The following is a 12,167-nucleotide window of genomic DNA, read 5'->3' as shown; positions in this document are numbered from 1 at the left end:
CCCGTCACGCAATTCCAAAGCCCTCGCCAGATAAACCATGGATCAAGTCTGACAAAGATCAGACACAAAGGAACCAACGACACGCTACACTAGCTTCCTAGCTTCCTAGCTTCCTAGCTTCCTAGCTTCCTACAAGATCCACGACGATGACCGAAATATTGTCCCGGCCGCCAGCCCTCAGCGCCGCCTGCACCAGGGCATCGGTGGCTTCCTGGGGGTGTGCGATCGAAACGAGCAGGTCGAAGATCTGTTCATCCCCCACCTCGTTGATCAGACCATCCGAGCAGACCAGTAGGCGATCCCCCGCGGTAGCGGGGATGAGCCAGAAGTCGGCGTCGATATCGGTTCCGGTGCCGAGCGCCCGGGTGACCACATGCCGACGCGGATGGGTCAGGGCCTCCTCGGCCGTGATCCGACCATAGTCCACCAGCTCCTGCACCTCGGAGTGGTCAATGGTGATCTGCTCCAGGCCGCCCTGGCTGAAACGGTAGGTGCGCGAATCGCCCACGTTGAACACCAGCCAGTAGGGGACGCCGGCCTCCTGCACCAGCACCGTCCCGCTGAGGGTGGTACCGGCTCGCCCGCCGGTCTCCGCGCGGATCTGCTCATCGGAGTGGACCAGGAGTTCCTGGAGCTCGTCAGGGTCGAGTTCGGGAAGGGGGTGGCCGGCGATCCGGCTCTCGCCAAGGGTGCGGATACAAATGCTGCTGGCCACTTCGCCAGCCTCGTGGCCACCCATCCCGTCGGCGACGGCGAAGATGGGGTTGGCAGCGATCAGCGAGTCCTCGTTGTGCTCGCGGCGCAGTCCGACGTCCGACGCGTACCCGCAGCTCACCGTGAGGTCGAGGCCCGCGGCCGGTGTCTTGTCGGTTGTCATATCCGCCCTGCCATTTAGCTTTCGTCAAATGCGATGTGTCACGTAGTTACTTGGATACCCTAGTCGACCATCGCTTGGAGCCTGTGCCCCGGACTGCCCATCGTGGCTAGTCGAGGATCAGACCGGTGCCGGTGCCCCGGGCGAGGGTCACCGGAGTGACTTCGCCGAAGCCCCTGATGGTCCGCGCTTTTTGCGGGATGAGCACGAACCGTTCGTTCTCCCGCAGGGTCGCCGCCGTCGACGCATCGATCAGGACAGTACCGGGCTCCGCCAGGGAGGTCAGACGCGACGCCAGGTTCACGGTGGGCCCGTAAATGTCGCCGAGACGGGACAGGATGCGGCCCCACACCATTGAGACGCGGGCGGAGGGCAGCAGGTGATCCTCGGTGAACGCCTTGGCGAGGGCGAGCGAGATTTCGGCACCGGCCTCCGGCGACTCGGCGATGTAGAGCACCTCGTCGCCGATGGTCTTGACGAGCCTGCCGCCACCAACCGAAATGATCTCGGCGCAGACGTTCTCGAAGCGCTGCACCAGGTGGGCCAGGGTGCGCTCGTTCATCTGCCGGGACAGGCTCGTGTAGGAGACAAGGTCCGCGAAGCCGACGGCGCGGGCCAGGGGCAGCGGGGCATCATCCTCGTCGCCCAGCCGCCCCTCCGCGCTGGCCTGAAGCCCGGATTCGGCGCGCAGCGCCAGACGCTGCACCGCGGCGTTCAGCTGCCGGCGCCAGGCGTAGACCAGGGTCTTCTCCAGGGGCTCGATGAGGTCGGGCAGTTCAGCGACCAGGGCCTTCCGGGCGACGGCGTCGGGGATCTGCCGCTGCGCCGCCATCTCTTCGACCAGCGCCTCGATCTGCCAGACAACCATCCGGTCAGTCATCTGCCCAATGGCCCGGGTGATGGAGATGGCGGCGTTCTCGGAGACCTTGTCGCTGCGGACCAGCTCGATGATGGTGATCAGTGCATCCTTGTCCTTCTCCGTGAAGGCAACATCCTCGTCGGAGATATTCGGGAAACCCATGGCCCGCCAGAGCTTGCGTGCCGACAGCAGTGACACCCCCGCGCGGGCGGCAACGTCACGGCGTCGCAGGGTCCGCTCGGCGCCGAGCAGTTCAATCTCCAAATTCCGGATCGCTTCACGGTTCAGCTCGACCTGGGGACCCTGGAGCTGTGGAACATCGGGGCCAGGCTCGTCGCTCCGAAGTGCCTCGGAGTCCATCGATTCCGGGGCAGGGCTGGGCTGCTGCTCGTCCTGTTCCCTGTCGGACAACTCGTCAGCCGTCATTCGCTCGTCTCCCGTCCATGCTGTCATCCGGCGATCAATAACCCTCGAGGTCGTGCACCGGGTCAGCTTCCATGTCTACACCATCAAACATCACAGTCAGTGGGAGGTCGCCGATCGCCTCCACCATGAACTCCTTGAACGTGTGGATCTGGGGCATGTCAGGGAACACCACGGTCCGGTCGCGGCCAAGGTCCACCGTAAGGTTTCCGCTGCCGGTGGATCGCTGCAGCAGGGTCTGGGAGGTGTCCAGCTGATAGATGCTGGCCAGCGCCAGTTCATGCTCCCGTCGGGTTGAGAACCCGCGGCGAGTGATCATTCGGCGGCTGGTCAGGAGATAGCGCGTCCCCCACCAGCGCATCATCGGCCGGACGAAGATCCGCAGCAGGATCAGGGCTGCCACCGCCAGGACCAGGACCACCGCGAGCGGCACCCATTCGACCACCACCGGCGGGAGGTCCTGCCGGCTCAGCAGCCCCAGCCCAAACCCCGTCGCCGCCAGCACCAACAGCACTCCCACGAACGGCAGCGCCAGTGGCCGCGGGTGGGGGCGGGTCCGCACAATCACATGCTCCCCCGGCGCAAGTTTCAGTCGCACAACGGTCAGCTGCCCACGTCAGGGGACCTGCCGCACATGCACGACGTCGCCCGCCGTGACCGTGTGCCGCTCGTCGTCGTAGTCGCGGATCAGCAGCGCGCCGTGGGCGTCAAGACCCAGCGCACGGCCCATCAGTTCCATCCCGCCCGGCAGTTCGACCCTGACGTGCTCGCCCAGGGTGACCATGCGGTCGCTCACCCGCTGGGCGAGGGTGGTGCCGTCGGCCCACTCACGGCGGGCGTCGCCGTCGACCGCCTGGAACGCGGCGTAGTGGTCGGCGAGCCGGCGGAGGAAGGCCCGCAGCAGCACGTTGCGGTCGGTGGTTGTTGAGTACTCGAGCAACAGGCTGGTGGCGCTGGGGACGGGCAGCTCCTGGTCGGTCAGGGACACGTTCGCCCCCACGCCGACGACGACGGCTGCTGGCCCCCCGCGGTCATCAGCGACCAGTTGCGCCAGCACGCCGGCGAGTTTCCGCCCGTCGACGAGCACATCGTTGGGCCATTTGAGCTGGGGACTGATCTCGGTGCGTTCCTCAATGCTTTCCGCCAACGCGAGCGCGGCGAGCAGTGACAGCCAGGAGTAGCTCTGGGTGGGCAGCGGCCTGCCCTGCGGGTTGTGGGGGCGCAACAGGATGCTGACGATCAGGGAGGACCGCTCGGGGGCGATCCACTCACGATCCAGCCGACCGCGTCCGGCGCTCTGCTGTTCGGCCGTGAGGACGCTGAGGTCCGGCCACTCGTCGGCCCGGAGCTGGGCATGCCGTACCAGGTCGGTGTTGGTGGATCCGGTCTCGGCGACGACGTCGAGCCGGCCGTACGGACCCTTGGGTGCGCACAGGGCGTCCCGGAGCGCCGCTTCGTCCAGACCGGGGCGTTCAAGGTTGGAGTAGCGGGAAGTCATACAGCGATCTTACCCAGCGTGGCTTTGGCCGGCCCCGTGTGCGGTTTCGGCGGGGCCCCCGCGCCGCCAGGGGTGGCCTGGTTACAGGAAAATGTCGGGGACCAGTTGGTCCTCGGGGGCGCCCAGGCTGTAGCCGGTGAAGTCGGTGATCCCTTCCTCCCGGAGCACCCCTTCATCGGTGAAGAAGTTTCCGGTGCAGGACCGGGACGGACGGATCAGGATCGCGTGGGCGGCGTCGGCGACGATGTCGGCGCTGCGGGCCCCGCCCACGATCTGATCTCCGCCGGGCAGGTTGCGGATCGCCGCAGTATCGATCAGGGTCTGCGGCCAGAGTGAGTTCACGGCGATTCCTTCGGCCTTGAACTCCTCGGCCAGGCCCAGCGTGGTCAGGCTCATGCCGTACTTCGCCATCGTGTAGGCCAGGTGAATCCCTGCCCACCGCGGCTGAAGGTTCAGCGGGGGCGAGAGGGTCAGGATATGAGGGTTCCCGGACGCCAGGAGCGCATCCAGGGCGAGTTTGCTCAGCAGGAAGGTGCCTCTGACGTTGATGTCGGCCATCAGGTCATACCGCTTCATGCTGACGTCCCGGGTCGGGGAGAGATCGATTGCCGAGGCGTTGTTCACGACGACGTCGATCCCGCCGAACTCGGCGGTGGTGGCGGCAACTGCCGCCGCGACGTCGTCGTCGTTCCTGACGTCGCCGACGATGGGCAGGGCTCTGCCTCCGGCGTCGCGGATCTGCTGGGCGGCGGTGAACACCGTGCCGTCGAGCTTGGGGTGCGGCTCCCCCGTTTTGGCCATCAAAGCGATGTTGGCACCGTCGCGCGCGGCGCGCAGGGCAATCGCTAGACCGATCCCCCGGCTACCTCCGGACATGAGGATGGTGCGACCCTCGAGGGTGGCTGGGCTGGACTGACGTGGGGCGTCGTTGCTGGCGGTCATGAAGCAAGAATAGTGGGCCGGGGGGCTAGAGAACCTAATTGTTACCCACGGGTAACATGCGGTGGGGAGCTAACTCAACGAACCGGAAATTGTAGGTGTCCTACAGTCCGGGTGGCCATATCCCTCACTAGACTGGGTGAAACGCCGGGCGCTTTGTGGAAAACCTACTTAACCCCGGCAACGGCCCGTTCACCGTCAACCCGGAGACTCAATGCAGCCTGGCTCAGTACCGTTGGTCGCGCAGGATCACTCGATCGACCTCACCACCACCGCAGGGAAGCTCGCCGATTTCCGTCGCCGCGAGGGACTCGCGCAGCAGCCGTCCGGCCCCGAGTCGGTCGCGAAGCAGCATGCGCGGGGCAAGAACACCGCCCGCGAGCGCATCGACCTGCTGGTGGACTCGGGGTCCTTCGTCGAGTTCGACGCCCTCGCGGTCCACCGCTCGACGGCGTTCGGCATGGAGGCGAAGAAACCCTTGGGCGACGGCGTCGTCTCGGGTTATGCAACGGTGGAGGGCCGCCAGATCGCCGTCTACAGCCAGGACTTTTCCGTCTACGGTGGGTCGCTGAGCCAGGTCAACGGCGAGAAGATCGTCAAGGTCCAGGAGTTCGCGCTCCGGAACGGCTGCCCGGTGGTCGGGATCAACGACGGTGGCGGCGCCCGCATCCAGGAGGGCGTGTCCTCGCTGGCCATGTTCGCCGACATCTTCCGCAACAATGTCCACGCTTCAGGGGTCATCCCGCAAATCTCCCTGATCATGGGGCCCTGCGCGGGCGGTGCCGCCTACTCCCCCGCGCTCACCGACTATGTGGTGATGGTGGACAAGACCTCCCACATGTTCATCACCGGCCCCGACGTGATCAAGACCGTGACGGGCGAAGATGTTGACATGGAGACCCTCGGCGGCGCGCGTCAGCACAACTCCACCACCGGGACGTCCGCGTACCTCGCCTCCGATGAACGCGACGCGATCGACTTCGTCAGGGAACTGCTGGACTTCCTGCCCTCGAACAACCTCGCCGAGGCACCGCTCACCGAGTTCGTCGAACAGCTGGAGCTCACGGCCGAGGACGGGGACCTCGACGCCCTGATCCCGGATTCGGCGAACCAGCCCTACGACATGCGCACGGTGATCTCGACGATTGTCGACGACGGCCACTTCCTTGAGATGCAGTCGCTCTACGCCCCGAACGTGATGATCGGGTACGCCAGGGTGGAGGGCCACACCATCGGGATCGTCGCCAACCAGCCGCTGCAGTTCGCCGGCACCCTGGATATTGCCGCATCCGAAAAGGCCGCCCGCTTTGTCCGCAACTGTGACGCCTTCAACATCCCGATCCTGACTCTCGTGGATGTGCCCGGTTTCCTCCCCGGGAAGGACCAGGAGTTCAACGGCATCATACGCCGCGGCGCAAAACTGCTCTATGCCTACGCGGAAGCCACTGTCCCCAAGCTCACCGTCATCACCCGCAAGGCGTACGGCGGCGCCTACATCGTGATGGGCTCCAAGAAGCTTGGTGCTGACCTCAACCTGGCCTGGCCCACCGCGCAGATCGGCGTGATGGGCGCCCAGGGGGCAGTGAACATCCTCTACCGCGGCCAGCTGAAGTCGGTGGCCGACGCCGGCGGCGACGTCGAGGCCGCCCGCGCCGAGGTGATCACCCGGTACGAGGAAGAACTCCTCAACCCGTACCAGGCCGCACAGCTGGGCTACGTTGACGCGGTAATCGCGCCGTCGGACACCCGGCAGCAGATTGTCCGCGGGCTGCGGGCACTGCGCGACAAGCGGGCCACCAATCCCGCCAAGAAGCACGGGAATATCCCGCTGTGACCATTGCCCCGATCCGGCCCGGCCGTTCCGCCGCCTACGACGCCGCTGTTCCCCCGGACACCACGGTCCCTGCGGAGCCTGCGTTCGCCGTGGTCCGCGGCATCCCGACAGCTGAGGAGCTGGCGGCGCTGACCGCCGTCGTCGTCGCGCTCTCCATGGAGTCCCCGGAACCCGACGCCGGGCCCCCACACCGCACCTGGGTCCGCCGGAACCAACTGCGCCTGGCACCCCTGCCTGGACCGGGCTCCTGGAAGCGCAGCGGCCGCTAAGCCCCGTGGACTGACGCGGCAGCACCTGCCACTAGAATGGTGAGGTAGTTCTGTCGGCTGAGGAGATAGATACATGACCGGCAGGTACCTGGGCCGCGCGCCACTGGCGACGGCGGCTCAACCTCTTCCGCCGCGCGGTGCCGTGACGTCCGGCCCGATGAAGTCCGGCCCGGTGAAATCCGGCTACCGGCCCGAAGTGCAGGGGCTGAGAGCCCTCGCCGTGTTGATGGTGGTCGTCTACCACGTCTGGCTGGGGCGGGTCTCCGGCGGCGTCGACGTCTTCCTCCTCATCTCCGCGTTCCTCCTTACCCTCTCCTTCACCCGCAAGCTGGAAACCGGAACGCCGCTGGACCTGCTGCGGTACTGGGTCAACCTCTTCCGGCGGCTGGTGCCGATGGCCGCCCTGACCATCGTCGTCACCCTCGGAGCCGTGATGGCCTTCGTCCCCCGGGGACGCTGGACGGAAATCCTCGACCAGGCGTGGGCCTCCCTCTTCTATTTCCAGAACTGGCTGCTCGCGGCGAACTCGGTCGACTACTACGCCACCGACCACAGCACCGCAAGCCCGTTCCAGCACTTCTGGTCGCTGTCCATCCAGGGCCAGGTCTTCATCCTGTGGCCGCTGCTGTTCGCGGTCGCCGCCGTCGCCGCCCACCGGTTCAGGATCAGTCCGCGGCGCGTCCTGCTCGGGCTGTTCGGGCTGGTATTCGCCTCGTCGCTCGCCTACTCCATATGGCAGACCGCAACAAACCAGGCCTTTGCGTACTTCGACACCCGGACCCGGCTATGGGAATTCGCCCTCGGATCCCTCATAGCGCTGACGTTGCCCTACCTCCGGCTACCCGTACTGAGCCGGGTGGTCCTGGGCTGGGTCGGCATGATCGCCATGTTCGCCGTCGGAATCGTCCTTCAGGTGGAACAGCAGTTCCCCGGCTATATCGCGCTCTGGCCAACCCTCGCCGCGGCGGCAGTGATCGTCGCGGGTGGAACCGGAAAACGGTTCGGTGTGGACCGGTTCCTCTCCTGGCGCCCGCTGGTGCAGTTGGGGGACGCGTCCTACGCTCTCTACCTGATCCACTGGCCGCTGCTGGTGGTCTTCCTGATCAATCGGGATCAGGAGGCGGCCGGGCTGTTCTCGGGCCTGGTAATCATCACCGTGTCAGTGCTGTGGGCGGTGGTGACCACCCGATTCATCGACAAACCCATCCGGCAGCTGAAGTGGGCCGCCCGGAAGCGGAGGCGGTCCGCCGTCGTCATCGCCCTGTGCGCCATCGTCGTTGGTGTTCCGGTGGGAGCCTGGCAGTTGCAGATCCACACCGCGGCGACCGCCGCCGCTGATGATGCCAATAATCCGGGTGCGGCCTCCCTCCGGGAGGGATTTGTTCCCTTCGGTGATGACCAGGCTCCCCTGATGCCGCTGATGACGGCGCTCGACAGGGAGTGGGTCAATCTCGAGGAGGACTGTTCCGGCGCGTACGAAGCCTCCTCCTTCGGCCCGTTGCAGGCCGGCTGCACCCAGTCGACAGTGCAAAACCCAACCCAACTGGCCGTGGTGGTCGGGGCATCGCACCCCCAGCAGTGGGTGGCCGCGATCGAGCCCGTGGCCAAACGCCAGGGTTGGGACCTCGTGGTGCTGCGCAAGGGGCAGTGTCCCTTCGGTGCACCGGTCGGACAGGAGCCGGTCGAGAACTGCGACCAGTGGAACGCGGAGGTGCTCGCCTACCTGGACGAGGTGAATCCTGGTCTGGTCTTCACCGTCTCCTCATCCTCACACCACACCCGACCCGACGACCGCCTCGTTCCCGGCTACGAGGAAGCCGCACAGCAGATCATGGCCGACGGCGCCCAGGTCATCGCCATCCGCGACAATCCACGGTTCGGGATCAACATTCCGGAGTGTGTGGAAAGCTCAGGGCAGGATCACCCGTCCTGCACCTTCGACGTCGGGGACAAGCTGGCGCCGGTGAACCCGGTGGATGAACTGGCGGCGCGCTCCCCGGCACTGCACTCGATCGAGATGACCGATCTGATCTGCCCGGGCGGCACCTGCCCACCGGTGATCGGCAACGTCCTGGTCTACATGGATGACAACCACCTGAGCGAAACGTACCTCAAGACGATGGTGCCCGAGTTTGAACGACGGCTGTTGGAGTCGCTGGGCTAGCTGCGCGCCCGGTGTCCTCCCCTCCTCAGCGGGGGTCCATCACCGTCCCCATGAACAGGGGCATGCCGGTCTCGGCGTGGATGATCTGGTACTGAAATGGCCGGTCGAAGACGAGGTCGACGTCGGGGGTGGGCATCCCCGATTCGGCCATGGAGATCTGTGTGACAGCCGCCGCGATCGTGCCCTTCTCCGCCACGGTGATGGTGGCCTCCTGCGCCGCCCCCGAGACGAAAAGACCCGGATTGATCGGACTGAAGTCCGGGTCCTGGCCGAAGGTCTCGGTAAGGCCCATGCCGGAGAGTAGCTGCAACAGATCCTGGTGGTACCGGTGATCGAACTTCGGCAGGACCAGACCGACGTCGACCTGTGATCCGCCCTCCATTCCCACCCGGACATCGACCAGCTGGCGTGCGCTCATCACCGGTGTCGCGCCGTCGTCCGGAAGGATCAGCCGCAGGAAAAAACCGTTGTTGTAGGGCAGATCCATCGCGGTCCACCCAGAGCTGGAGGCGTAGTTGGCCACCACGAGCTGCCGCATCATGTCTGTCTGGATGGACCCGCCGTCGGTGAGCTGGAACGGCCCCGGAGCAGTATCCACGGGGTCAAAGGGGGTGGCCCAGGCCGCCGCGAAATACACGGTGTTCAGCAGTGCGACCCGGGTCAGCGGATCGTAGTCCAGCGGCGCCTCCTCGATCCTGCCGCCGGTATGCTCGCTGACCCACGCGTTCAGGATCCGTTCGGTGGAGCCGTCGCTGAAGTCCACCGGGTACACGCCCGAACCGTACTGGGCAGCAAGCGTCTGAAGGAAGGTCTCCCCCACGGTCAGGCCACGATCAATGAACGTCCCGTTCGCCAGGTGCAGCAGCGGTGTTTCCGGCGGGTCATCCTCGTCCACCGTGCCGGGATTGCCTTCGTACTCCTGCCAGAGAGCCAGCAGCGCATTCATTGCCTCGTCGCGGTGCTCGGCGGGAAAGCCGAGTACCTCGTCCATCTCCGCCGCCGTCGTCGTCGCCGCCCCGGCACGTAGCATGGCGAGCGTGGACAGGGCGCTAACGGGGCTCGTCACCGCGTTGTCGGTCGGATCGGCGCCGGCGAGCATCATCGCGCCGAGACGGAAGGATGAGTCCCGCAGGCTGGCCACTGCCGCCGGGTAGTCCCCCACCTGGACGGCCGCGCGTTCGACGTCGGCGCTCAGGAGATCCGGGGCGGCGGGGGCGCAGCCCGTCAGGGCCATCCCGGCGGCAGAGAGCCAGGCCACTGCGACGACCCTGCGAACTCGCACCATCGATCCCATCCTTCGTTTCCTTGCCCGCGCCAGCACCACTGGATCCAAAGTACTTCCCTGGCCGGGGGACCGTCGCGGGAACGCAGGGCACAATCCGGTTACGGTCGACCAACGTGGCCCAAAGCAACCATTCTGACGGCAAAACGGCTAGGCTCGACCTGTGAATAATGAGACCCCCGCCACAGATAACCAGTCGCCCGCAACGCCAATGACCCGGGCGAAAACCGCGATTGACGCCGTCGCCGACGCCTATACCGAGACCCTGCTGCAGCTCGATCCGGGCTTCGCGACCGAGCTCGGCTTCCCCGGCCACGAAACCGAATACCGCGACTACTCCCCCGCAGGCCTTGAGGCCTGGGCCGAGGCCACCAGGGAAACACTCGGTCGTCTCACCGATCTGGAGCCCGCCGACGACGTCGACCGCGTCACCCTCGACGCCATGCAGGAGCGTCTCGGCCTTGAACTCGAGATCCACGAGTCCGGCCTGAACCTGGCGGACCTGAACAACCTCGCCTCCCCGGCACAGGAGATCAGGATGATCTTTGACCTGATGCCCACCGCGACAGCCGAGCAGTGGGGTCACATTGCTGGCCGTCTGCACAACATTCCTGACGCTCTCGGCGGCTACCTCACCTCGCTTCGCGCCGGCAAGGACCGCGGCCTGGTACCGGCGGACCGCCAGATCCGGATCGTGATTGACCAGACCGCCAAGTACGCGGAGGACGGCGGATTCTTTGATGATTTCGTGTCGAACGCCTCCCTTGAGGTCGGTGAGCTGCCGGACGGGGTACGCCAGGACCTCATGGCCGGGTCGGCCGCAGCCCGCGCCGCGTACGGACGCCTCGGTGCCTTCCTGCAGGAGGAGCTACTCCCCGCCGCGCCAGCCAAGGACGCGGTCGGCCGGGACCACTACGCGCTGATGTCGCGCCGGTTCCTGGGCGCCGTCGTCGATCTTGAAGAGACCTATCAGTGGGGGGTCGAAGAACTCGATCGGGTGATCGCCGAGCAGGAAGCGGTAGCCAACGAGATCAAGCCAGGCGCCTCCATTGAGGAAGCCATGAAAATCCTCGATGAGACGCCCGAAATGCAGCTGCAGGGTACTGACGCGCTGCAGTCCTGGATGCAGCAGCTCTCCGACAAGGCAGTGAATGAACTGGCGGGAGTCCACTTCGACATCCCCGACCTCATGCGCACGATCGAATGCAAGATCGCGCCCACCCATGAGGGCGGCATCTACTACTCCGGTCCCAGCGACGACTTTTCCCGCCCCGGCCGGATGTGGTGGTCGGTCCCCGAGGGAGAGGACTCCTTCACCACCTGGAAAGAGACGACCACCGTCTACCACGAGGGCGTCCCCGGGCATCACCTGCAGATTGCGACCGCAACCATGCAGCGGGGTCTGCTGAACAACTGGAGGCGCAACGCGGTCTGGGTGTCCGGCCACGGCGAGGGCTGGGCACTGTACGCAGAGCGGCTGATGCAGGAACTGGGTTACCTCGACCACCCGGGTGACCGGCTGGGCATGCTCGATGCGCAGCGGATGCGGGCGGCACGGGTGGTCTTCGACATCGGGGTTCACCTGGAACTGGACGTCCCCGAACGCTGGGGCACCGGCACCTGGACCCCCGACAAGGGGTATGAGTTCCTGAAGAAGAACATTGCCATCTCCGAGGGCCAGCTGGACTTCGAGTTCAACCGCTACCTGGGCTGGCCGGGCCAGGCCCCCTCGTACAAGATTGGGCAGCGGCTCTGGGAGCAGATCCGCGACGAGGTCCGGAGCCGCGAGGGCGACGCGTTTGATCTGCGCGGCTTCCACACCCGGGCGCTGAACCTCGGGTCCGTCGGGTTGGACACGCTACGCCGGGCCCTGGTCGGCTAGGGACCACGGTGTTTGGTGAGCAACCTGGACATCCGATACCGGCACGTTGGCCACGGATGTCCAGGTTGCTCACCGGACCGGTAACCGGAGGTTTGTCACACTCGGAGCGGGAATAACGATCCTCCTCCTCGGGGCAGCGCGGA

At 66.0% G+C, this 12,167-nt stretch carries 10 protein-coding genes; 4 read left to right on the top strand and 6 right to left on the bottom strand.

Translation table 11 applies throughout. The features are described from left to right. Positions 1-121: 121 nt before the first annotated feature. The 5 genes from IWX64_RS14465 to IWX64_RS14445 all read right to left on the bottom strand — a co-directional run bounded on the left by IWX64_RS14465 (position 122) and on the right by IWX64_RS14445 (position 4,596). Entirely contained in the window at positions 122-877 is a 756-nt protein-coding gene (locus IWX64_RS14465) for a PP2C family protein-serine/threonine phosphatase (RefSeq protein WP_196867825.1), read from the bottom strand. A gap of 106 nt (positions 878-983) precedes the next feature. Further along, positions 984-2,159, bottom strand: a complete 1,176-nt coding sequence (locus IWX64_RS14460) for an adenylate/guanylate cyclase domain-containing protein (protein ID WP_196867834.1) — start codon at positions 2,157-2,159, stop codon at positions 984-986. Between the two features lie 34 nt (positions 2,160-2,193). Then, positions 2,194-2,754: a PH domain-containing protein gene (locus IWX64_RS14455; protein WP_196867824.1), complete on the bottom strand. Its 561-nt coding sequence runs from the start codon at positions 2,752-2,754 to the stop codon at positions 2,194-2,196. 18 nt (positions 2,755-2,772) lie between these two features. Continuing rightward, positions 2,773-3,654: a biotin--[acetyl-CoA-carboxylase] ligase gene (locus IWX64_RS14450; RefSeq protein WP_196867823.1), complete on the bottom strand. Its 882-nt coding sequence runs from the start codon at positions 3,652-3,654 to the stop codon at positions 2,773-2,775. Between the two features lie 81 nt (positions 3,655-3,735). Continuing rightward, entirely contained in the window at positions 3,736-4,596 is an 861-nt protein-coding gene (locus IWX64_RS14445; protein WP_196867822.1) for an SDR family oxidoreductase, read from the bottom strand. Positions 4,597-4,807: 211 nt separating this feature from the next. On the opposite strand from IWX64_RS14445, the gene IWX64_RS14440 reads away from it, so the two are divergent. The 3 genes from IWX64_RS14440 to IWX64_RS14430 all read left to right on the top strand — a co-directional run bounded on the left by IWX64_RS14440 (position 4,808) and on the right by IWX64_RS14430 (position 8,860). Next, positions 4,808-6,427, top strand: a complete 1,620-nt coding sequence (locus IWX64_RS14440) for an acyl-CoA carboxylase subunit beta (protein ID WP_196867821.1) — start codon at positions 4,808-4,810, stop codon at positions 6,425-6,427. Further along, positions 6,424-6,696 carry an acyl-CoA carboxylase subunit epsilon gene (locus tag IWX64_RS14435; RefSeq protein ID WP_312884043.1) on the top strand — a complete coding sequence of 91 codons (273 nt, stop codon included), beginning with the start codon at positions 6,424-6,426 and terminating at the stop codon, positions 6,694-6,696. The genes IWX64_RS14440 and IWX64_RS14435 overlap by 4 nt, the downstream gene beginning before the upstream one ends. A gap of 73 nt (positions 6,697-6,769) precedes the next feature. Next, entirely contained in the window at positions 6,770-8,860 is a 2,091-nt protein-coding gene (locus IWX64_RS14430; protein WP_245345713.1) for an acyltransferase family protein, read from the top strand. Between the two features lie 25 nt (positions 8,861-8,885). Here IWX64_RS14430 and IWX64_RS14425 read toward each other — a convergent pair whose 3' ends face one another. Beyond that, complete coding sequence (locus IWX64_RS14425) at positions 8,886-10,145, bottom strand: serpin family protein (RefSeq protein ID WP_245345714.1); 1,260 nt, start codon at positions 10,143-10,145, stop codon at positions 8,886-8,888. A gap of 208 nt (positions 10,146-10,353) precedes the next feature. On the opposite strand from IWX64_RS14425, the gene IWX64_RS14420 reads away from it, so the two are divergent. Next, a complete protein-coding gene (locus IWX64_RS14420; RefSeq protein ID WP_196867830.1) occupies positions 10,354-12,024 on the top strand; it encodes a DUF885 domain-containing protein in 1,671 nt (556 codons plus the stop codon). Positions 12,025-12,167: the final 143 nt, after the last annotated feature.

Origin of the sequence: Arthrobacter sp. CAN_A212, assembly GCF_015752345.1 — a bacterium.
In the GTDB taxonomy this organism is placed as follows: domain Bacteria; phylum Actinomycetota; class Actinomycetes; order Actinomycetales; family Micrococcaceae; genus Arthrobacter_D.
Note: the sequence above shows the minus strand (reverse complement) of the source record. Positions and strands in the feature narration are given on the sequence as shown.

Excerpts from the sequence above, each read along its gene's own strand:
- IWX64_RS14445 (WP_196867822.1), bottom strand. The coding sequence starts at position 4,596 with ATGACCGCCAGCAACGACGCCCCACGTCAGTCCAGCCCAGCCACCCTC.
- IWX64_RS14440 (WP_196867821.1), top strand. The coding sequence starts at position 4,808 with ATGCAGCCTGGCTCAGTACCGTTGGTCGCGCAGGATCACTCGATCGAC.
- IWX64_RS14430 (WP_245345713.1), top strand. The coding sequence starts at position 6,770 with ATGACCGGCAGGTACCTGGGCCGCGCGCCACTGGCGACGGCGGCTCAA.
- IWX64_RS14465 (WP_196867825.1), bottom strand. The coding sequence starts at position 877 with ATGACAACCGACAAGACACCGGCCGCGGGCCTCGACCTCACGGTGAGC.
- IWX64_RS14420 (WP_196867830.1), top strand. The coding sequence starts at position 10,354 with ATGACCCGGGCGAAAACCGCGATTGACGCCGTCGCCGACGCCTATACC.
- IWX64_RS14450 (WP_196867823.1), bottom strand. The coding sequence starts at position 3,654 with ATGACTTCCCGCTACTCCAACCTTGAACGCCCCGGTCTGGACGAAGCG.
- IWX64_RS14460 (WP_196867834.1), bottom strand. The coding sequence starts at position 2,159 with ATGACGGCTGACGAGTTGTCCGACAGGGAACAGGACGAGCAGCAGCCC.
- IWX64_RS14425 (WP_245345714.1), bottom strand. The coding sequence starts at position 10,145 with ATGGTGCGAGTTCGCAGGGTCGTCGCAGTGGCCTGGCTCTCTGCCGCC.